This window comes from Sphingomonas sp. BL-S-30, from assembly GCF_055521475.1.
Genome location: NZ_CM145481.1, coordinates 3,444,122 through 3,465,146 on the forward strand (window position 1 = coordinate 3,444,122; position 21,025 = coordinate 3,465,146).

Below are 21,025 nucleotides of genomic sequence, written 5' to 3' on the forward strand. Positions count from 1 at the left end.
GCGCTGGTTTCGGTCACGCGACGAGCCTCAGACGACTCGCTCTGCTTCCATCTTCTTGATCTCGGCGATCGCCTTGGCCGGGTTGAGGCCCTTGGGGCAGACATTCGCGCAGTTCATGATCGTGTGGCAGCGATAGAGGCGGAACGGATCCTCCAGCTCGTCGAGTCGTTCGCCGGTCATCTCGTCGCGGCTGTCGGCGAGCCAGCGATAGGCCTGCAACAGGATCGCGGGGCCGAGGAACTTGTCGCTGTTCCACCAATAGCTCGGGCAGGCGGTCGAGCAGCAGGCGCACAGGATGCACTCGTACAGGCCGTCCAGCTTCTCGCGATCGGCCGGCGACTGGAGCCGCTCCTTGCCCGAGGGCGGCGGCGTGACGGTCTGCAGCCATGGCTTGATCGAGGAATATTGCGCGTAGAAATGCGTGAAATCGGGAACGAGGTCCTTGATCACTTCCATATGCGGCAGCGGCGTGATGCGGATATCGCCCTTCACGTCCTCGATCGCGGTGGTGCAGGCGAGGCCGTTCTTGCCGTCGATGTTCATCGAGCACGACCCGCAAATGCCCTCGCGGCAGGAGCGGCGGAAGGTCAGCGAGCTGTCCTGCTCCGACTTCATCTTGATCAGCGCGTCGAGCACCATCGGGCCGCAATTGTCGAGATCGATCTCGAAAATGTCGTAATGCGGGTTCTCGCCGGCATCGGGATCGTAGCGATAGATCTTGAAGCTCTTGACCCGCTTTGCCTCGGCGGCTGCCTTGTGGACCTTGCCGCCCTTTTTGGGTCGGCTGTTCGGGGGCAGTCTGAATTCGGCCATGCCTGAAAGTCTCCGGCGGAAACGAAATGGTGCGTCGCGGAAAGCGGCTATGCCTTTCGGCGCGCGCGTGCAACCCTTTGGCGCGGTCCGCGGCGTCGGATCACCGCATGATTGCAAATTCCGCGACGGAGCAGGCATCATCGCCGGCGTTGCGGGCACCGGGCAAGAATCGTAGGGCGAAGTCCAGCATATGACCAAACGGGGCAAAATATGAGACTGAGCGATTGCCACAATGTCGAGGATTTCCGCACCCTCGCCCGCAAGCGCCTGCCCGGCCCCGTGTATCACTATATCGACGGTGCCGCCGATGACGAGGCGACCAAGCGCCGCAACACCGAGGCGTTCGAGTCGTGCGACCTGGTGCCGAGCGTGCTCGCCGGCGTCGAGACGATCGACATGAGCACCACGGTGATGGGCCGCAAGATCGACATGCCGCTGTTCCTGTCGCCAACTGCCTTGCAGCGCCTGTTCCACTGGCATGGCGAGCGCGGCGTCGCGCGCGCGGCCGAGAAGTTAGGGACCTATTTCGGCATTTCGAGCCTTGGCACCGTCAGCATCGAGGAGATCGGCCGGACGATCAGCACGCCCAAGATGTTTCAGCTCTATATCCACAAGGACAAGGGACTGAACCACGCGCTGGTCGAACGGTGCAAGGAGGCCAAGTTCGACTGTATCGCGCTGACCGTCGACACGATCGTGTCGGGCAATCGCGAGCGCTGCCTGCGCACCGGCTTCACCTCGCCGCCAAAGCTGACCCCGGCCTCGGCGATCAGCTTCGCGACTCACCCGGGCTGGACGCTCGATTATCTGTTCCGCGAGAAGTTCGAGTTGTCGAACCTGAAGGACCATGTGTCCGAAGGGACCAATGTCGCGCTGTCGGTCGCCGACTATTTCAACAAGATGCTCGATCCGTCGATGGACTGGAAAACGGCGGAGGGCGTGCGCGCGCAATGGGGCGGCGAATTCTGCCTGAAGGGCATCATGTCCGTCGAGGACGCGAAGCGCGCGGTCGATATCGGCGCGACGGCGATCATGGTGTCGAACCATGGCGGGCGGCAGCTCGACGGCAGCCGATCGCCGTTCGATCAGCTTGCCGAGATCGTCGATGCGGTCGGCGACAAGATCGACGTGATCTGCGACGGCGGCATCCGCCGCGGCAGCCATGTGCTGAAGGCGCTGAGCGTGGGCGCCAAGGCATGCTCGGGCGGGCGGATGTATCTTTATGCGCTGGCGGCGGCTGGCCAGCCCGGGGTCGAGCGGGTGCTCGGGCGGCTGCAGGCAGAGATCGAGCGGGACATGAAGCTGATGGGGGTGAAGTCGGTTGCGGAGCTGACCCGGGGCAATTTGCGCTGGCGTTAGAATCCCTCTCCCAGCGGGAGAGGGAGGGAGCAGCGAAGCTGCGGAAGGGTGAGGACGACAACGCCAATCACCCTCACCCCGCGCTGCTGCGCAGCTTGCCCCTCTCCCGCTGGGAGAGGGGAAGAAGGGCGCCTATTCCTGAACCACCTCCTGCGGCTCGGGCTTCGCACCCCAGTCGATGTTCCGCGTCAGGAACATCACTGCGGCAAGCGCGACGAACAGCATCACCGAACCGACCAGCAGCGACAGGTCCTCGAGGCTGAGCAGCACATACAGCACGCCGTAGAGCGCCGAGATCAGCGCGCCGATGAACAGACTTCGCCGCCAGCTGCCCAGCACCGCGGCCGAATAGGCGGTGAGCAGCGCGACGATCGCGCCGCCCGCCACCGCATAGGCCGGCGTGAACCCGATCACTTCGGCAAAGGCGAGCAGCATCACGAAGAACAGCACCAGCCCCGATCCGACCAGGCCATATTCGATCGCCGACACCCGCACGCCGCCGATCACGTCGAACATCAGAAAGGCAAGGAAGGTGAAACCGACGAACAGGAAGCCGTATTTCACCGAGCGGTTGACCTGGCTGTAGAGATCGACCGGCGTGAGCAGATCGACCCGTGCTTCATGCTCGGCCGTCTCGCCAGCGCGGCGCCCCTCGCCGGCGGCCTGGGCGGACGACGCGTCGCCCGAGGCCTGGTCGAAGGCGACGAGCGGACTGCCCAGCGCGAGGTTGCCGACGCGCCAGCTGGCATCGAAGCCCTTGCCGAACGGCTTTTTCTGCACTGGCAGGAAGCCGCCCTGATAGCTCGGGCTGGGCCAGGACGAGAGCACGCGCCATGCGGTATCGCCGCCGTTCGGCACCAGCGACAGCGAGCCGTTGCCGCGCACCGCATAATCGAACGCCACGCCGATCGGCCGGCCACGCAGATCGCTCGCATCGAACCAGGCATAGAAGCCCGATCCGCCCGTCTCGCGCATGCCGTTGCCCGGCTGGAGCGAGACGGGCTTGCCGTTGACCGACACCGCGGGCGGCGAGCCGAACAGGCCACGCGCGTCGCTGATGCCGAAGCGGATCTGCGCGCGATCGAGCGCCAGCGCATCCGGCGCGACACCGAAACGCTGGAGGTCGGCCGGCAGCGTGAAGCGTGCGCTGCCCTGGTTGCGCGCCTCGAACACCACCACGTCGTAGATCGAGCGGTGGCGCAGATCGGGCTTGAGATCGGTCTTCAGCCTGGTCGCATCGGGCGACAGGGTCATGTCGTGCCAGCTCGTGCTGGTCCTGGTCACCTGCTTGCCATTTTCGGTGACGGTCTCGGTCGTCTGCTTCGAATAGGGGATGACGAGCACCGGCCCGGCGATCGCCTGCGGCCCGCCCCAGCCTTGCGCGATCGATGCCTGGGCGGTCTCCGACTGAGTCTGGCGATCATAGACGAGGAGATAGATGGCGAAGAGCGGGATCGCGAGCAGCGTGCCGATCAGGAACGGCAGCAACAGCTTGAACCCGGGCGAGCGTTCTGACGCATGGCGTGCGGACATGATGGTCTCCCTTTTAGGAGACCTTCAGCTAGCGGGGCGCCGGGGCCGACGCCAAAGTGGATCGGGAGGAATGGTTGTGCAGAACGCGTGCAGGCCTGTCCCTCCCCTCAGATCACGTCCAGCACCAGCCCCAGGTCGCGCGCTTCTTCCGCCTCGATATACCAGTTGGCGGGCGCACGTTCGCGCAGGTCCTCGAAATCGACCCGGCTACCCTTCACGATATCGCGAAAGCCTTCTTCCTCGATCAGGATCGAATGCTCGATCTCATGCAGGGTCGCCTTCAGGCTGGCGATGCACATGCGCAGCGGGCCGTTGATGTTGAGCTGCTTCGAGATGATCCGCTCATGGATCATCAGCCGCGTGTGGCGCGTGAGGAAGCGGCGATCGACTGGGAAGGCCGCCATGAAGGTCGCGCCGGCCGAATAGACCGCGACCTTGCCGAGGAACAGGATCTCGCGGCCGTCATGGTCCTCGAGCAGGCGGATATCGTCGGCCATGGTCCGCGCGACCTCGGGGTCGCCGCCGAGCGTGGTCATCGCGATGACCAGCGCGCCTTGCTCCGGACAGGTATCGAGCTGCTGGCGGAAGCTCTGATACATATATTGATCGACGGGGCCGGACAGGCGGATGTGCGGCTTGGCGAGGAGCGGATAGCGAGGTTCGGTCATGGCGCCCCTAACTGAGTCGCGACCGGGAGGTTCCGGGTCGACGCGAAAAGACCGGATAGCAGCTTCAACAGACTTCAGCAGTATTGGCCGGTAGCGGCCCCGGCGGGATGCGCGCCTCGCTCAGATAGAAGGGATCGCCCTCGATCCGGTGGCTCGCGCCATAGGCCCTGCCCAGCGCCGCGTAGAGCGCGGGATCATAGGCCTGCAGGTCGTCATGGGACAGGATACGGCGGCCGTCGAAGATCACGATGCGGCCCGAGTTGAACCAGAACTGGCTGCCCACCGCCCAATATTCGTCGATCGTGGTCGAGGCATATTCGCCCTTCCACCGGCCGGCCCTGAGGGCTGCGCGATAGGCACGATCGACCTGCCGGTAGAGGCCCGGGTCGATCGCGCGGATCGCCTGAAGGATGTCGTGCGAGAATTCGTGGAGGAAGATCGTCTGGCCGTAATAGCGCGAGTTGCGCTGGCCGAGCAGATCCTCGACCGCGCCGCTGGTCAGCTTCCCGGCCATGCCGCGGGCGCGGTAGTTCCAATAGGCGCGGTCCGTCATGCGGCCGATGCGTTCGTCATAATGCTTGCGCTCGCAGCGGGTGAGCCGGGGGTCGTCGCGGCCGGGCCTCTTCCAGTCGCGCTGCTCGGGCAGGTCGAGCGTGCTCTCGTCCTCCGCCATGATCGCGACGCGGTAGCCCGACGCGGCCAGCCCCTGGGCGAGATCGGGGCGATGATCGAGCATGCCCTGAATGATCTGCCTGGCCACCAGCAGCGCGCGATCGGGCACCTTGGCCGAGGACAGGACGGGGATGCCGTCCGCATCGACATATTTCGCGTAAAAGGGATCGACCGATAAAGACGCTGGCGGCGAGGCGACATCCGGCGCGGGAGAGGCGCACGCCGCGACGATCTGCACCGGGAGAATGCAGCCGAGCAGCAGCACGAGACGCGCGCGATAGTTCATCGTCTCAGCCGCGGGCTCCTCGCGTCAACAACAGCGGAGAACCGTCTATCAGCGTCGAGCCGGATGTTGAATCAAATTGCCGGCCCGATCAGTAAACCCGCTTCTTCGGCTTGATATAGTCGATGTCGTCGGTGAGCGTGTAGTCGTGCACCGGGCGGTAGTCGATCTCGGTGGTGCCGCCCTTTCCGCCCCAGCCGTTAAAGGTCGCGACGGTGTGCTTCATCCAGTTCGCGTCGTCGCGGTCCGGGAAGTCCTCGTGCATGTGTGCGCCGCGGCTTTCCTTGCGATTGGCCGCGCCCTTGATCGTGACCACGGCCTGGCCGATCAGATTGTCGAGCTCCATCGTCTCGACCAGATCGGTGTTCCAGATGAGCGAGCGGTCGCTGATGCCGACATCGGCGAAACTGGAATAGACCGCGTCCATCTTGGTGACGCCCTCGGCGAGCAGCGCGGTGTCGCGGAACACGGCGCAATGCTTCTGCATGGTGCGCTGCATCTCGGCCCGGATCTTTGCAGTCGGCGCGGCGCCCTTGGCGTTGCGGAAATGGTCGAGCCGGGTGAGCGCGAACTCCTCCGCGCCCTTGGGCAGTGCATTGTGCGGGGTGTTGGGCTTGAGCTGGTCCTTGAGGCGCAGGCCGGTCGCGCGGCCGAACACGACGAGATCGATCAGCGAGTTGGATCCGAGCCGGTTGGCGCCGTGCACCGAGACGCAGGCCGCTTCGCCCACCGCGAACAGGCCGGGGACGACCGTATCCGGATCGCCATTCTTATTCTGCACGACCTCGCCGTGATAATTGGTCGGGATGCCGCCCATATTGTAATGCACCGTCGGCGTGACCGGCAGCGGCTGACGCGTGAGATCGACGCCGGCGAAGATCTTGCCCGTCTCGGTGATGCCCGGCAGGCGCTCGTGCAGCACCTTGGGATCGATATGATCGAGGTGCAGGTAGATATAGTCCTTGTGCTCGCCGACGCCGCGGCCCTCGCGCATTTCCATCGCCATCGAGCGCGCGACCACGTCGCGGCTGGCCAGGTCCTTCGCGGAGGGCGCATAGCGCTCCATGAAGCGCTCGCCCTCGCTATTGGTCAGATAACCGCCCTCGCCGCGCGCACCCTCGGTGATGAGCACGCCCGCGCCGTAGATGCCGGTCGGGTGGAACTGGACGAACTCCATGTCCTGCAGCGCGATGCCCGCGCGCAGTGCCATGCCGTTGCCGTCACCGGTGCAGGTATGGGCCGAGGTCGCCGACTGATAGACGCGGCCGCCGCCGCCCGTCGCCAGCACCACGGCATGGCTGCGGAAGCGGTGAATCGAGCCGTCTTCCATGCACAAAGCGATCACGCCGCGGCACTGACCATTCTCCATGATCAGGTCGAGCGCGAAATATTCGACGTAGAAGTCCGCGTCGTACTTCAGGCTCTGCTGGTAGAGCGCATGGAGCATGGCGTGGCCGGTGCGGTCGGCCGCGGCGCAGGTGCGCTGCACGGGAGGCCCCTCGCCCATATTCTGCATATGGCCGCCGAACGGGCGCTGATAGATCGTCCCGCTCTCGTTGCGGCTGAACGGCACGCCGGCATGTTCGAGCTCGTAAACCGCCGCAGGCGCCTCGCGCACCATATATTCGATCGCGTCCTGGTCGCCGAGCCAGTCCGAGCCCTTGACGGTATCGAACATGTGCCAGGTCCAGTGATCCGGCGTATTGTTGCCGAGGCTGGCGGCGATGCCGCCCTGCGCCGCGACGGTGTGGCTGCGCGTCGGGAACACCTTGGTAATGCAGGCCGTCTTCAGGCCCGACTCCGCGATGCCCATGGTCGCGCGCAGGCCCGATCCGCCGGCGCCCACGACCACGGCATCATAGGTGTGGTCGATGATCTTATAGGCTTCCGGCATCAGACTGGCGCTCCGGCGGCAAAGGCGATCCTGAGGATCGAGAAGATGGCGATCGCGGCGGACGCGACGGTGAAGAACGTGAGGGCGAGCATCGCGGCGACGCGCGCCTCGTCGTGGAGATAATCCTCGATCGCCACCTGAAGCCCCAGGCGGAAATGATAGAAGACCGAGGCGATCAGCAGGATCATCGGGATCGCGGCCCAGGCCGAGGCGATCCAGTCGTGCAGCGTCTCATATTGATAATTGGGCAGGCGTGCGATCGAGAGCAGCAGCCAGAGCATCAGGAACAGGTTGGCGCCGGCGGTCAGCCGCTGGTTCCACCAGTGATGCGAGCCTTCCTTGGCTGAGCCGAGGCCGCGGACCCGGCCGAGTTCGGTACCGTTGCCCATCTTATTTCCCCACGAGCAGATAGGCCCAGAACAGGGCGGTGAAGGTGATCGAGAAGACGAAGGTCAGCCAGGAGCCGGTGCGGTTGGTCCTGAGCTCGAAGCCGGCGCCCGCATCCATCACGAAATGGCGGATGCCGCTGGCCATGTGCTGGAACAGCGAGAGGGTCAGGCCGATGCCGACAACATAGCCGATGATGTTGAGCTTGCCGTCCGCCACGGTGAAGATGTCGGTGAAGGCCGCATAGGCTTCCTTGCCGCCGGCCAGCGCCGCGAGCCACCACACGAGCAGGATCGTGCCGACCGTCGCCAGCCCGTCACCCGTCACGCGGTGCAGGATCGAGACGGTCATGTGGACGCCCCATTTCCACGCCGTGAGATGCGGCGAGATTGGTCGGGCGGGGTTGCGTGGGCTAGCCAAGGCGGGAAATCCTCTCGGACGGTCAGTGGCGCCGTATTAGTCCGCGCGTGCCGCGATGCAAGGCGGATTGGACGGGCGCGGCGGAGCGGATGGGAGCGTTCGCGTCAAGTAGCGCGGCAGAAACGGCGTTGGAAAATGCGCTAAGTTGCGACCGACTGGCAACTATTCGCTGAATTTCGCGACCCACCTGCGAGCGGGGCAAAATCGAGTGGTTCTTGGCGCCTGTGCGGATGTTATTTGAAGGGTGCGAACGGGTTCTTGGGGTGCACTTGCGAGGCGCGGATTCGGCCGGGCTACTCGACCATGACATGATTGCTGCTCGACTTACCAAATTACGCGAGGGGTATGAGGAGTTCATGGTGCTTTACTTGCCTCTATTTGCCGTGCCGATGTGTCGGTGGCGGCGAGGTGATTTCACCAGATCAGGAGGATGAAGTGAATCACTCGCGGATCATGAGCGCCCTGAGTCGCCCTTCAGACTCAAAAAGCAGGCTGCTCCCAAGCACCCTACTTCCCCGGCACTTGTTGTCAGGCCATCTCTCCAAATCCCCGACAACGCCTGCGGGAGGTTGGATGCCGGAACGAGTCCGGCATGACGCTTTGGACTGCTGACTGCCTCTCTCCGCCTTCACATCCTAACCGCCCTTTAATCTTATCCGGCGTAACTCCCGTGCGAACCGCCCCGAGGCGGTCGGTCGCCAGCTATCGGAGTTTCGCCCTTGACCCCCAGTGACTTGCCCGCCCCCGGCACGATTGCCGCCCAGGTCGACATCGCGGCCAGGCTGCGCGTGTTCGATGTCGACGGGTCGCTGGCGCGCGCGAGTCGCGATGCGTGGAGCGTGATCGAGCCGGAAATCCGGTCGATCTCGGAAGGTTACTGGCAGCAATGGCTGCGCTGCTTCGCCGACGACCGGGTCTGGGCGTCGCACGAGACCGAGAAGATGATCGAGGTGGGCTGCGTGTTCCTGCGGAACCGTTTCCTCGACACGACCGGCCGCGTCTGGATCGAATCGGTCGAACGATCGGTCGCCGCCGCCTTTCTCGGCAATGTCTCCCCGCTCGCCCTGCTGTCGATGATCAACGCGAGCGACCGGGTCGCGCTCGGCGTGGTCACCCGCAAGATCGACCGCGACGACGATCGGCTGCCGGTGCTGGTCGATACGCTGATGCGCCTCTCCGCGCTGGAGGGGGAGATCACCGTCGCGCTCTATAACGGCTATCGCGAGCATCTCGCCCAGGGTGGGCGCGACCGGCTGGCCGCCGAGTTCCGCGACGGCATCGCCCAGATGGTCGAAAGCGCGACTCAGGAATCGAGCGCGCTGCGCGGCCAGTCGCTGCGCACCTCCACCTCGGCGCGCGGCATGCTCGGCAAGACCTCCGAAGTCGCCGCCGCGGCGGAGCAATCGGCCATCGCCATGCGCGAAGCGGCGCGGACCGCCGCCGGCCTGATCCGCGCGATCGAGGATGCCCGCTCCGAGGTCGAGGCCGCCGCCGAGATCGCCACCCGCGCCTCCGGCCAGGCCGGTCTTGCCGTCGGCATGTCCGAAACCCTGTCCGACCATGCCCAGTCGATCGAATCGATCCTGAGCCTGATCCGCGACATCGCGGGCCAGACCAATCTGCTCGCACTCAACGCCACGATCGAAGCGGCGCGCGCGGGCGACGCCGGTCGCGGCTTCGCGGTGGTCGCGCAGGAAGTGAAGAGCCTGGCCAACCAGACGGCGCGCGCGACCGACGACATCGCCGCGAAGATCGCCGCGATCCAGTCCGCCACGCGCTCCACCGTCGACACCAATGCCTCGATCAAGGCGACGGTGTCCGACGTGCAGGAATCGGCCAACCGCATCCGCTACGCGATGGAGGCGCAGGCGCAGACGGTGACCGCGATCACCGCCGCGGTCGACGAGACGGCGCTGGCCGCCGATTCCATGTCCAACACCATCGCCGCGATCCGCGAGGATACCGAAATGGTCGCATCGGAGATCGAACGTGTCGGCCAGGGATTCGATTCACTGGATGGTAGGCTTGGCACGCTCAAGAACAGTGCGGGCGAGTTCGTCGCCAAGGTTGCAGCATGAGCCCGAGACTCATGAGCATCGGGAGGATGGGGCATTGGGAGGATGGCTGAATGGCGCAAGAAGGTAACGGCACGATAGGGGGCTGGAGCGGCGATTCGCGCTCCGTCGCCGAGCATGTGGCGAATTATGACTGGGACGGGGCGATCGCGCCGGCCGCGGCCGAGATCGCGCGGCTGATCCAGGGCAGCGAGGAGGTCATCGCGGCCTCTTTCTGGGAACATTATCTGTCGCTGCCGGCGGTGGCGCATCTGCGCCCGCTGCTCGACCCCGACCAGCTTGCCAGGCGCATACGCCGGAGTGCCGAATATACCCGCGCCAGATATCAGCGGCCGTTCGACGACGCCTGGATGCTGATGGCGATCAAACACGCCTCCGGATCGCACAAGCTCAACATCCCGCTCCAGGCGCTGCTGTCGTCGCTGAGCTTCTCGCACAGCCGCACGCTCGAGGTGATCGAGGAGAAGATGGGCGACGACACCAGCCGGCTGCGCGAGATCGGCGACGTGATCCAGCGCCTCGGCCTGGTCGAAGCCGATGTGATGGCCTCGCATCTCGGCGCCCGCGACGTGGAGCAGGCGCGCGAGGAGCGCCGCGCGCGCTCGGCCCAGTTCAGCGAAAGCATCGCCCAGTCGATCGAGGGCACCGCCTCGCTCGGCAATCGCATCCGGGTACAGGCGCACCGCGCCTCCGCCTCGGCGCGCGGCATGCTCGGCAAGACCTCCGAAGTCGCCGCCGCCGCCGAACAATCGGCCGTCGCGATGCGCGAAGCGGCACGCACCGCCGCCGGCCTGATCCGGGCGATCGAGGATGCGCGCAGCGAAGTGGAAGCGGCTGCGGAAATCGCGACGCGCGCCTCCAGCCAGGCGGGTGAAGCGGTCGGCATGTCGGAAACCTTGAGCGGCCATGCCCAGTCGATCGAATCGATCCTCGGGCTGATCCGCGACATCGCCGGCCAGACCAATCTGCTCGCGCTCAACGCCACGATCGAGGCCGCCCGCGCGGGCGATGCCGGCCGGGGGTTCGCCGTGGTCGCGCAGGAAGTGAAGTCGCTCGCCAGCCAGACCGCGCGCGCCACCGACGACATCGCCAGCAAGATCGCCGCGATTCAGTCCGCCACCCGCTCCACGGTCGAGACCAATGCCTCGATCAGGACGACCGTCGCCGATGTGCAGGAAAGCGCCAACCGCATCCGCTTTGCGATGGAGGCACAGGCGCAGACGGTGACCGCGATCACGGCGGCCGTCGACGAGACGGCGCTCGCCGCCGATTCCATGTCCAACACCATCGCGACGATCCGCGAGGACACCGAAGGCGTGGCGACCGAGATCGACGCGCTTGGGCGCGAGTTCGGCGAAGTGGACGACCGGCTGAGCGGGTTGAAGGGCGCGGCGGATACGTTCTCGGCGAGCGTGGCGGCGTAAGTCTCAGGTGCCTCCAACGAGTCGGCAATTGCACCAATTGCGGACCGTCTCAGCACACCGGCTTCACGTCTGTCCGCTACAGCGGAAATCATGGAAAACGACATGTCCCCTACCGGGGGCGAACCTGGTTGCCTGCGAGCAGCCCGCATCGCCGCGCTCGTCATAATCTCACTGCCGCTCGCCATGTGCGCGTGGCTCGACTGGGACACCCCCAGGGGCCAATTGCCGTCAAGCCTGGCGTATCTCTCCGTCGCTCATTCCAGCTACTCGATCGGGATCCGCGAGGGATGTTTCATGGCGATCTACAAATTAACACCGGAAACAACGGCACGCCTGAAACGCGAAGGCCTGGCGATGCTGGATGGAGCGACTATTCCCAAAGAAAACGCCCGCAACCCATATCGTACGTGGAAGCGGACGCCATTGCCGTTGGTGAGGGCAGGCAAAAGTGTGAACCTCAAAGCCCAGCCTGATCCAGGCGCCACCCCGTTCACGCTCTTCGCCCGGAACGCGGAGGGCGGCTGCGGAACCACGACCCGGCTGCCCGTCTCCGTCGGGGATATGCTGGCGACTCCAGGCGGCTTTTATACGATCACTGCCAATGCCGAGGGCCTGATCGTGATCGATACCAAGCGGAGATATGCCGTCGTTCTTTATGCGGGATAGTCTGGACCGACGCTCCTTTTGGCCGAGAAACTCGCCCGCAGAACCGCGACCCAGGCGGCCAGGCAGGCGGCCTTCTGCTCCTTTCGCCACGGCTTGCCCGCCGTCGCGCCCAAATCCTTCAGGTGCGCAGCGATCTCTGCTGCTGACAGCCCGAGCACCTCATGCGCGAGATCGGGAAGCGATTTCTCGTCCAGCTCGACCATGTCGATGCGACAGTGTTGCACTCCGGACCGCAACGCCTCGCGCACGGCGAGCCCTTCGGCGACGGGCACATGGTCCGCCCAGGCGAGGCTGTAGTCGAGCAGATCGGTGACCCAGCCGGCGCGATTGACGAGGAGCGCCGCAACGACCTTGTCATGCCCCTCGGCCTTCAGGCGATCGACGATAGCCTGCAGGCCCTCCGCCGCCAGCCGGTCCTGGCGTTTCCGCCCCTCCGCCACGGTGGCGATAGCTTCGGCCGATGCCTTGCCGTCAGGACCCAGTGCCATCCCAGCCGCGACGCCATAGGGTTCGAGCGACAGGCGGTCGCCCTCATCATGGGTTGCGAGGAAGGTGGCGAGCAGAAGGTGGGGCTCGCCGCGATCGACCGCGAGCGCGACGACTACGGCACCGCCTTTGAGCGCGCGCAGCCCGAGGCCGACAATGGATTGCCCATACCGTTCCGCGCTCATGTCGGCACCCCATGATCTGCCCGACGCATAGTATACGGCCGCGTCGATTCCCGTAACCCGCGCCATCTCTCTCCGTTCGTTTCGAGCGACGTCGAGAAACCGGGTCTGGCGCTCCGTCAATGTTTCTCGACTTCGCTCGAAACGAACGGGGGTGGCGTGTAGAGCGGATAGCGGCCGGCCAATCGACGCGAGAAACACGCCATCCCTAGCGATCGAGACCGGCACTCCCTCCCGACGGCACTACCGCCGCGAGCTGGCTCCGGAGGTTACGCAACACCCGGTCCGACACCGGGGACAATTCCTCCGCCGGCTTGCCCTTGCGCAGGCGTTCGCGGTCCCGTTCCCGCGGTTCGACGCGGCGGACGCGCACCGGCGCCTGGCCCTGCGCCTTCATGCCGAGCAGTTCCGCCGCGCCGCGCGACAGATCGATGATGCGCGAGCCGCGCGCAAAGGGTCCGCGATCATTGACCCGGACGAGAATGCGCCGCCCGGTGTCGAGCGCCGTCACCTCGACATAGGTCGGCAGCGGCAGCGTGGTATGTGCGGCGGTGATCCAGCCGGGCTCGAAACGCTCGCCATTGGAGGTGCGGTTGCCCGATTCCTTGCCGTACCAGCTGGCATAGCCGAGCATGTCGTAACCGGGATCGGCAGCGGGCACATAGGTTGTACCGCGCACCTGGTAGGGCTGGCCAATCTTGACCGGCAGATCGCTGACCGGGCGGAAATTGCCGCCGGCACAGGCCGACAGCAGCAGCAGCGCCGCCACAATCCCCGTCCGCGTCGCCAGAAAACCCCGCATGGGATGACCCTACACGCAGCCATGCGGGGTCTGGAAGCCTCGATTCCCGCCCGTTCGTCCCGAAGGCGGCTCTGGCGGGGGGTGACGCGCAGGCGCGCGCGCGGCTATGGCGCGGGTCATGACCAACATCCTCCTCACCGGCAGCAGCCGCGGCATCGGCGCGGCGATCGCGACCGCCCTCACCCTTCCCGACATCAGCCTGGTCGGCCATGGCACGGCGAGCGGTATACCGGCCGACTTCGCCGATCCGGCGGCGCCGCAGGCGCTGTGGAACGCCGCGCTGGAACGGCTCGACGGGCGGATCGACGTGCTGATCAACAATGCCGGCGTGTTCGAGGCGAACCCGCTCGACCGGCCGCATGACGACTGGGTCGCCGACTGGGAGCGCACCATGCGCATCAACCTGACGGCATCGGCCGAGCTGTGCCGGCTCGCGGTGCGCCACTGGCAGGAGCGCAGGTCAGGCGGGCGGATCGTCAACATCGCCAGCCGCGCCGCCTATCGCGGCGACAGCCCGGCGCACTGGCATTATGCCGCGTCCAAGGCGGGCATGGTCGCGATGACCAAGTCGATCGCGCGCGGTTATGCGGCCGAGGGCATCCTGGCCTTTGCGGTCTGCCCGGGCTTCACCATGACCGGCATGGCCGAGGAATATCTGTCGAGCCGCGGAGGCGACAAGCTGCTCGCCGACATCCCGCTCGGCCGCGTCGCCATGCCGGAGGAAGTGGCCGAGACGGCACGGTTCCTTGCGCTGGCCGCGCCGGCCTCGATGACCGGCGGGGTGATCGACGTGAACGGGGCCAGCTACGTCCGCTAGTTGAGACTATTGCCGGGCGCGGAAGGTCAGGCCGATCGTCCGCGGGTCGCTGGGCGTCGCGAGGATCAAGCCGGAATTGCCGGCCTGGATCGTGACGTTCTGGATATAATCCCGGTCGAACAGGTTGCGGGCGAACAGCGCCACTTCCCAGCCATGCCCGCTGCGGATGCCGATGCTGCCGTTCACCACGGTATAGCCGGGGATCACGGTGAAGCGCGATCCGGTCGGGTCGCCGAACTGCTTCGTCTTGGCATTGGCGTCGAGGTGGACGAACGCCTTGCCGCGGCTGCCGAAGCCAGGGACTGCATGGGCATAATCCGCGCCGATGGTGGTCGACCATTTCGGCAGGCCGGGCAGCCCGACCCCGGTGAGGTTGCAGGGCGCGGCGGCGTTGCCGATCAGTTCGATCGGGCACGGGCCATTGGGATATTTCGCATATTTGCCGTCGGCATAAGCGACCGAGGCACGTAGCGAGACATCGCGGGCGACCAGCGCGGTGGCGTCGGCTTCGAACCCCTTGACCGTGACCAGCGGGATATTGGCGAGATAGGTGCGCAGCGCCGCCGCGGCGCGGGTATCGCTGACGTTCGACTGGAAATCGGTGACGCGGGTATAATAGCCGTCGATGTTCAGGATCAGCCGGTTGTCGAACAGCCGGGTCTTCACCCCCACCTCATAGGCCGTGTTCTGTTCCGGCTTCACCACCGCGGTGCCGAGCGCGGGCAGGTTCTGGTCGTTGAGCGGCAGCCCCGACATGTTGATGCCACCCGACTTCGCCCCGCGCGCGAAGCTGGCATAGCCGAGCACATTGTCGGTGACCTGCCAGGCGATGTTGGCGCGACCGGTCAGCGCGCCGTCGCCGATCGTCGCGGCATAGCTCTGCCCGCGCAGGATCGACAGCTTGGCATTGACCAGCGCCGTGTTCGACGTGGCGAGGCCGCCGAATACGAAGGTGTCGTAGCTGCCCTTCTTGTCCTCCCAGGTATAGCGCAGGCCCGCGGTCAGCGTCAGGCGATCGACCGGGCGCCAGTTGACCTCACCGAACGCGGCATAGCTGTTCGACTGGAAATCGGTGCGCCCGTCCGTGCCGTACCCGTCGAGCAGATTGGCCGGCACGGGTGTGGCATTGGCGCCGGTGGTCGGGCCGATCAGCCAATAAGCCGCCTGCGGCCCATAGATCGAGATCGGCCGGCCGATGACGCGCTGGCGGAAGAAATAGAGGCCGCCGACATAGCTGATCGGGCCATTGCCGTTCGAGGCGACGCGCAGTTCCTGGCTATACTGGTCCTGGCGCGACGGGATGTGCTGCACCATCTGGATCGGGATGCCGGTATAGTCGCGGTCGTTCGCCGCATCCCAGTTCCAGAAGCGCCAGGCGCTGACCGAGGTCAGGGTGACCGGGCCGACATTCCAGTCGGCGATCGCCGAGACGCCGCCTTCGTTGGTGTCGACGCCGAGCGGCGCGTCGATATCGGTGACGCGGTCATAGGGGTTGAGGCTGGGCGGCGCATAGCCGAGCCCGGCGGCGAGCGCGGGATATTGCCGCGACAGGGTGCGCAGCGACGCGGGCCGTTCCGCCACGCGGTAATAGACCTGGGTGCAGCAATTGCTCTCGAAATTGGTGAAGTCGGCGATCAGGCGGAGCTGGAACAGCTCGGACGGCTTGTAGAGCAGCTGCCCGCGCACGGCCTGGTTGCCGATGCCGTTATGGTCCTGCCCGGTGCGCACATTGTCGATCACCCCGTCGCGGCGGGTGACGACGGCGGAAATGCGCGCCGCCAGCACATCGCCGATCAGCGGGCCGGACGCGGCGACCTTGGCCTGGACGAAGTTGAAGCTGCCGACCGACAGCTCCTCGGTCGCCTCGGGCGTGAAGGTCGGCAGGCGGGTGGTGATGTTGATCGCGCCGGCGGTGCTGTTCTTGCCGAACAGGGTGCCCTGCGGTCCGCGCAGGACCTCGACCTGGCCCACATCGCTGAAGTCGAACGCGGCGGTGGCGGGGCGGGCGTGATAGACCTGATCGACATAGAAGCCGACGCCCGGCTCCAGCCCATCATTCGCCTGGCTGACCGCGACCACGCTGCTGCCGAGCCCGCGGATGGTGAAGGCGGTGTTGCGCGGATTGGCCGAGCTGTAGTTGAGCGCGGGCACCAGTTGCGACAGCTGCTGCGTGTTCACCGTATAGGAGCGGTCGAGCAGCGTTCCGTCGACCACCGAGAGTGAGCCGGGGATATGCTGCGCGTCCTCCACGCGGCGGCGGGCGGTGACGGTCACTTCGCCGAGCGCGGGATCGTCCTCCGCATCGTCGCGCACCGCGGCGGCGGGGCTCGCGACGATCTGCGCGCCGGCGGGGGCTGCACAGGCAGTGAAAAGAAACACGAGCGCCGCGCCGGACCGAAGTGCGTCCATCGAAATCCCCTTTTGTTCGACCTGCCATTTGGCTGCGCGTCGAGTCGATATATATGCCCGTATATAGTGCAATCGGATCGGGGAAAGCGCCGGGCGTCGCGGAAGTGCCGCCAATCGGGGTTTATTTTCTGGCCGGGCCCGGCCTGGCGGGGAGCGGCGTCTCGCGGACCAGCGCGCTGAGGCGCCGATAGGCGTCGCCTTCAGTCACGACGGCGGCCTCGGCCTCGAGCTCCCGATAGGCAGCGAGCACCGCCCGGCCCTGATCGGTCAGGTGCGCGCCGCGGTCGCTGCTGCCGCCGGCCTGGGTCTCGACCAGCCGCTCCCGGAAGCTGCGGTTCATCTCGTCGACGAGCAGCCAGATGCGGCGATAGCTCATGCCGAGCGACCGGCCCGCCGCCGAGATCGACCCGTCGCGCTCGATCGCGGCGAGGATATCGGCCTTGCCGGGTCCCATCGCATAGCCGTCGCCGCACAGGAGCTGCAGCTTCAGCTTGAGCAGGCCGACCCGCATCCTATTGGCCCTTGCGTGCGCTGATGTTCATGATGCTTCCTTACGCCCGATCGACGCGGATCGGCCAGTGGGAACCATCGGGAGCGCGACCGCATGACCTTGTCGCCGCCGCGTTCTTCTGCTTGGCGGTTCGCAAGAATGGAGACACAGGCACGTCATGGCCGAAAGCTGGAAACTGACCTTGCCCTGCACCCGCGACGAAGCGGAGGCGATCGACTTCGAAGCCGAGGCACTGGCCGCGCTCGACCCCGCGCCGGTGCTGCTGACCAGCGAGGAAGTCGAGGACGATCCGCTGCGCTGGCGGCTCGATGCGTTTTTCGACGGCAGGCCCGATGCGGCGACCGTGGCGGCGGTGCGCGCGCTGGTGCCGAGCGGGGCGAACAGCAAGGCGAAGCCCGAACCGGTGATCGAGCAGGACTGGATCACCTTGAGCCAGGCCGGGATCGAGCCGGTCCATGCCGGGCGCTTCTATATCCATACCGAAGCCAATCGCGGCACGGTGCCGCCGGGCACGCGCGCCTTCCGGATCGAGGCGAGCCGGGCGTTCGGCACGGGGCAGCACCAGACGACGACCGGCTGCCTGCTGACGCTCGACGCGCTGAAGCGGCGCGGGGCGATGTTCCGCAATATCGTCGATGTCGGGACGGGCACCGGGCTGCTCGCCTTTGCCGCGATGCATCTCTGGCCGCGCGCCTATGCCACCGCGTCCGACATCGATCCGGCGTCGATCGAGGTGACGGCGGACAATGCCGATCTCAACGGCGTCGCCCTGGGGCATGGCAAGGGGCGGCTGGCACTGGCGGTCGCCTCGGGGCTCGACCATCCACTGATCCTCCGGCGGGCGCCGTACGACCTGATCGTCGCCAACATCCTGGCCGGGCCGCTGATCGCGCTAGCACCCGCGATCGCGGCGGCGCTGGAGCCGGGCGGGACGTTGGTGCTGGCGGGATTGCTGGAGACGCAGGCAGCGGCGGTGGCGCGGGCCTATCGGCGCGAGGGGCTGTTCCTCGCCGGGCGAACGCAGATCGGGGACTGGCCGACCCTGCGGTTGCGCAAGCGGCAGCGGCTCGGATGGCGGCGGCCGGTGCGCGACAGCGGCAAGACGGCGGAAACGCCGGGGTTCGGGAGCTGGTAGCCTGTTCCTCCCCGAGCTTGCTCGGGGAGGATTTAGAGCGCCGCAGCCTTCTCCAGAGCATAGGCCTGTGTGCCATGCGTCAGGACCAGGTCATCCGGCAGGATCTCCGCGACCGGCACGTCCGGCTCGGCCATGATCTCGGCATAGAGCGGGGCGAAATCGGTCTCGACCGTCACCCGCAACAGCTCGTCGAAGCTGGGGATCACGAAGTAATTCTGCTGGAAATCGTCGATCCGATAGTCGGTGCGCATCACCCGCTTCAGGTCGAAGGCGATGCGGTTGGGGCTGGGATCGTCGAGCGCGAAGCGGCTCTCGGCGAAGCTCGAGACGATGCCCGAACCATAGATGCGCAGGCCCTCGGGCTCGGCGATCAGGCCGAACTCGACCGTGTACCAGTAGAGCCGCGCGAGATGCTTGAGCGCGCCGAGCTCCAGCGCGCGCTGGCCGCCCCGGCCATAGGCCGCGAGATAATCGGCGAACACCGGGTCGGCGAGCATCGGCACATGGCCGAACACGTCGTGAAACACGTCGGGTTCCTGCAGATAATCGAGCTGGTCCGGCCGGCGGATGAAATTGCCCGCGACGAAACGCCGGTTCGCCATGTGATCGAAGAACACATTGTCGGGCACCAGGCCGGGCACTGCCACCACCTGCCAGCCGGTCAGCCCCATCAGCCGTTCGGACAATTCCGCGAAATCCGGGATCCCGGGCTTGGACAGCTTGAGCACGTCGAGCCCGCGCAGATACGCCTCGGACGCGCGGCCGGGGAGCAGTTTCGCCTGACGGTCGAACAACGTGTCCCACACCGCATGCTCCTGCGCGGTATAATGGGACCAGTCCTGCGGGACGGTCCAGTCCGGTGCCGCGCCTTCCGGCGGACGATCGAGAACATGCGTTTCTTCGGCCATGAAAAATGCCATATCACAGTCACGATGCCGCCGAAAATCCATCCCTTCCGGTTCGGCGCGAGACTGGCGGGGGCCGCGTTTGCCGGGCTGATCGGGATCCTGCTGGCCTATGCCGCCGCCGGGATAACCGGCGGGGCGATACCCTCCAACGCCGCCTGGACCGAGCCCGAGTCGGGCGTGCGCATCTATATCGAGAGCAACGGCGTCCATACCGGCATCGTCGTACCGCAGACCGGCGGGGGCGAGGACTGGGGCGACCTGCTCCAGCCGGGCGACCTGCGCGATCCGGGCTATGCCCGGTACAGCCATGTCTCGATCGGCTGGGGCGACCGCACCTTCTATGTCGAGACGCCGACCTGGGCGGACGTGAAGCCGCTGACCGTGCTGGCCGCGGCGGCGGGCAGCGAGCGCACCGTGATGCATGTGGCCCATGTGCCCGAACCGCGCGTTGATGCGGATATGCGGAGCATCGTGTTGCGCCCCGAGGAATATCGCCGCCTTGCCGCCTTTATCCGCGCCAGCTTCCGCGCCGACAACGGCCAGCGCCCTGCGCACCAGTTCGGCTATGGCGATTACGACGCCTTTTACGACGCGCGTGGCCGCTACAACGCGACCCAGACCTGCAACGCCTGGACCGGCGACGCGCTGCGCCATGCCGGCGTGCGCGTCGGGGCCTGGACGCCCTTTCCCGTGACGGTGATGGGATGGTTCCAGTGATGATGACCGACGCCAAGGCCCCGTCCCTGCTGCTCTGGGCGATGGAAGTACCGCGCGGCGCGATCGGGCTCGGCCAGCTCTTCTGGGACCGGCGCCTGCGCAGCGACGGGCCGAAGGGCGACGGTCGGCCGGTGCTGATCCTGCCGGGCCTGGTCAATGCCGACCGGTCGAACGTCGCGATGCGCAATTATCTCAACCGGCTCGGCTACCGCGCTCATGGCTGGGGGCTGGGCCGCAATTTCGGGGCGCGCGCGATCGGGCCCGAAGGCGAGAAGCTGTTCGAGCGCATCCGCGCCATCCATGACGAGACCGGCGAGAAGGTGACGCTGATCGGCATCAGCCTGGGCGGGATCATGGCGCGGATGGCGGCGCACCGCATGCCCGAGCTGGTGCGCGAGGTGATCACGGTCAGCTCGCCCTTCGCGGGCAGCCCGCGCGCGACCAATGTGTGGCGCGCCTTCGAATGGCTGACCGGCGACCGCATCGACGATCCCAAGGTGGTGGCGCTGGGGCATGAGGTGGCCGAACCCCTGCGCGTCCCTGCTACCGCGATCTGGAGCGCCAGCGACGGGCTGGTCAACGGCGCGATCTGCCGGGAGCCGGGCTGTCGCAGCGTCGAGGTGCGGAGCAGCCATATCGGCGTTCAGGTCCGGCCCGAAGTGTTGCTGGCGATCGCGAAGATATTGGGCGGGGAATAGCGGGCGCTGCGCTCTCTTCTCCCCTCCCGCAAGCGGGAGGGGAATTTCCCGGTGCGCCGATCGCTCTCTTAAAGTTATTCACACGCGTGAGAGTGAGTGTTGACATCGGCAGGCGAGACCGGCATTCTCTCCATCACATCGCCGGCACCAACGATCGGCGTTCATG

The 21,025-nt window shown here is 66.3% G+C and carries 20 protein-coding genes; 8 read left to right on the forward strand and 12 right to left on the reverse strand.

All coding sequences use genetic code 11. The features are described 5' to 3' along the window. Window positions 1–27: 27 nt before the first annotated feature. Window positions 28–813 carry a succinate dehydrogenase iron-sulfur subunit gene (locus tag ACZ1I5_RS16035; protein ID WP_465170234.1) on the reverse strand — a complete coding sequence of 262 codons (786 nt, stop codon included), beginning with the start codon at window positions 811–813 and terminating at the stop codon, window positions 28–30. 210 nt (window positions 814–1,023) lie between these two features. Here ACZ1I5_RS16035 and ACZ1I5_RS16040 point away from each other — a divergent pair, with 210 nt between their 5' ends. Further along, entirely contained in the window at window positions 1,024–2,172 is a 1,149-nt protein-coding gene (locus ACZ1I5_RS16040) for an alpha-hydroxy acid oxidase (RefSeq protein ID WP_465170235.1), read from the forward strand. A gap of 132 nt (window positions 2,173–2,304) precedes the next feature. Here the strand turns inward: ACZ1I5_RS16040 and creD are convergent, their stop codons facing one another. The 6 genes from creD to sdhC all read right to left on the reverse strand — a co-directional run bounded on the left by creD (window position 2,305) and on the right by sdhC (window position 8,029). Next, window positions 2,305–3,705, reverse strand: coding sequence for a cell envelope integrity protein CreD (creD, locus tag ACZ1I5_RS16045; protein WP_465170236.1), 1,401 nt, complete (start codon window positions 3,703–3,705; stop codon window positions 2,305–2,307). A gap of 107 nt (window positions 3,706–3,812) precedes the next feature. Then, window positions 3,813–4,373 (reverse strand): ATP-dependent Clp protease proteolytic subunit, encoded by a 561-nt coding sequence (locus ACZ1I5_RS16050; protein WP_465170237.1) that lies wholly within the window; start codon window positions 4,371–4,373, stop codon window positions 3,813–3,815. Between the two features lie 64 nt (window positions 4,374–4,437). Beyond that, entirely contained in the window at window positions 4,438–5,331 is an 894-nt protein-coding gene (locus tag ACZ1I5_RS16055; RefSeq protein WP_465170238.1) for a glycoside hydrolase, read from the reverse strand. 88 nt (window positions 5,332–5,419) lie between these two features. Then, window positions 5,420–7,222: a succinate dehydrogenase flavoprotein subunit gene (gene sdhA, locus ACZ1I5_RS16060; RefSeq protein ID WP_465170239.1), complete on the reverse strand. Its 1,803-nt coding sequence runs from the start codon at window positions 7,220–7,222 to the stop codon at window positions 5,420–5,422. After that, a complete protein-coding gene (gene sdhD, locus ACZ1I5_RS16065; protein WP_465170240.1) occupies window positions 7,222–7,611 on the reverse strand; it encodes a succinate dehydrogenase, hydrophobic membrane anchor protein in 390 nt (129 codons plus the stop codon). Before sdhD ends, sdhA begins: the two co-directional genes overlap by 1 nt. A gap of 1 nt (window position 7,612) precedes the next feature. Beyond that, a complete protein-coding gene (gene sdhC / locus ACZ1I5_RS16070; protein ID WP_465170241.1) occupies window positions 7,613–8,029 on the reverse strand; it encodes a succinate dehydrogenase, cytochrome b556 subunit in 417 nt (138 codons plus the stop codon). 734 nt (window positions 8,030–8,763) lie between these two features. On the opposite strand from sdhC, the gene ACZ1I5_RS16075 reads away from it, so the two are divergent. The 3 genes from ACZ1I5_RS16075 (at window position 8,764) to ACZ1I5_RS16085 (ending at window position 12,194) form a co-directional block, all read left to right on the forward strand. Continuing rightward, window positions 8,764–10,107: a methyl-accepting chemotaxis protein gene (locus ACZ1I5_RS16075; RefSeq protein ID WP_465173986.1), complete on the forward strand. Its 1,344-nt coding sequence runs from the start codon at window positions 8,764–8,766 to the stop codon at window positions 10,105–10,107. A 50-nt stretch (window positions 10,108–10,157) separates the two neighbouring features. Further along, a complete protein-coding gene (locus ACZ1I5_RS16080; RefSeq protein ID WP_465170242.1) occupies window positions 10,158–11,528 on the forward strand; it encodes a methyl-accepting chemotaxis protein in 1,371 nt (456 codons plus the stop codon). A 90-nt stretch (window positions 11,529–11,618) separates the two neighbouring features. Further along, entirely contained in the window at window positions 11,619–12,194 is a 576-nt protein-coding gene (locus ACZ1I5_RS16085) for a hypothetical protein (RefSeq protein ID WP_465170243.1), read from the forward strand. Here the strand turns inward: ACZ1I5_RS16085 and ACZ1I5_RS16090 are convergent. Beyond that, window positions 12,182–12,985, reverse strand: a complete 804-nt coding sequence (locus ACZ1I5_RS16090; RefSeq protein WP_465170244.1) for a hypothetical protein — start codon at window positions 12,983–12,985, stop codon at window positions 12,182–12,184. The two genes, ACZ1I5_RS16085 and ACZ1I5_RS16090, sit on opposite strands and share 13 nt — an antisense overlap. An 85-nt stretch (window positions 12,986–13,070) precedes the next feature. Continuing rightward, window positions 13,071–13,664 (reverse strand): septal ring lytic transglycosylase RlpA family protein, encoded by a 594-nt coding sequence (locus ACZ1I5_RS16095; protein ID WP_465170245.1) that lies wholly within the window; start codon window positions 13,662–13,664, stop codon window positions 13,071–13,073. A gap of 118 nt (window positions 13,665–13,782) precedes the next feature. On the opposite strand from ACZ1I5_RS16095, the gene ACZ1I5_RS16100 reads away from it, so the two are divergent. Next, entirely contained in the window at window positions 13,783–14,481 is a 699-nt protein-coding gene (locus ACZ1I5_RS16100) for an SDR family NAD(P)-dependent oxidoreductase (protein WP_465170246.1), read from the forward strand. 6 nt (window positions 14,482–14,487) lie between these two features. On the opposite strand, the gene ACZ1I5_RS16105 is transcribed toward ACZ1I5_RS16100, so the two are convergent. Both ACZ1I5_RS16105 and ACZ1I5_RS16110 read right to left on the reverse strand, forming a co-directional pair. Next, entirely contained in the window at window positions 14,488–16,890 is a 2,403-nt protein-coding gene (locus ACZ1I5_RS16105; RefSeq protein WP_465170247.1) for a TonB-dependent receptor, read from the reverse strand. Between the two features lie 121 nt (window positions 16,891–17,011). Next, window positions 17,012–17,401, reverse strand: a complete 390-nt coding sequence (locus tag ACZ1I5_RS16110; RefSeq protein WP_465170248.1) for a winged helix-turn-helix domain-containing protein — start codon at window positions 17,399–17,401, stop codon at window positions 17,012–17,014. A gap of 157 nt (window positions 17,402–17,558) precedes the next feature. Between ACZ1I5_RS16110 and ACZ1I5_RS16115 the strand changes: the two genes are divergently transcribed. Further along, window positions 17,559–18,536: a 50S ribosomal protein L11 methyltransferase gene (locus ACZ1I5_RS16115; RefSeq protein WP_465170249.1), complete on the forward strand. Its 978-nt coding sequence runs from the start codon at window positions 17,559–17,561 to the stop codon at window positions 18,534–18,536. A gap of 32 nt (window positions 18,537–18,568) precedes the next feature. Here the strand turns inward: ACZ1I5_RS16115 and phhA are convergent, their stop codons facing one another. Next, window positions 18,569–19,444 carry a phenylalanine 4-monooxygenase gene (gene phhA / locus ACZ1I5_RS16120; protein WP_465170250.1) on the reverse strand — a complete coding sequence of 292 codons (876 nt, stop codon included), beginning with the start codon at window positions 19,442–19,444 and terminating at the stop codon, window positions 18,569–18,571. Window positions 19,445–19,468: 24 nt separating this feature from the next. On the opposite strand from phhA, the gene ACZ1I5_RS16125 reads away from it, so the two are divergent. Further along, entirely contained in the window at window positions 19,469–20,161 is a 693-nt protein-coding gene (locus ACZ1I5_RS16125) for a TIGR02117 family protein (protein WP_465170251.1), read from the forward strand. Beyond that, on the forward strand, window positions 20,161–20,859 hold the full coding sequence (locus ACZ1I5_RS16130) for an esterase/lipase family protein (protein WP_465173987.1): 699 nt from the start codon (window positions 20,161–20,163) through the stop codon (window positions 20,857–20,859). Before ACZ1I5_RS16125 ends, ACZ1I5_RS16130 begins: the two co-directional genes overlap by 1 nt. Window positions 20,860–21,025: the final 166 nt, after the last annotated feature.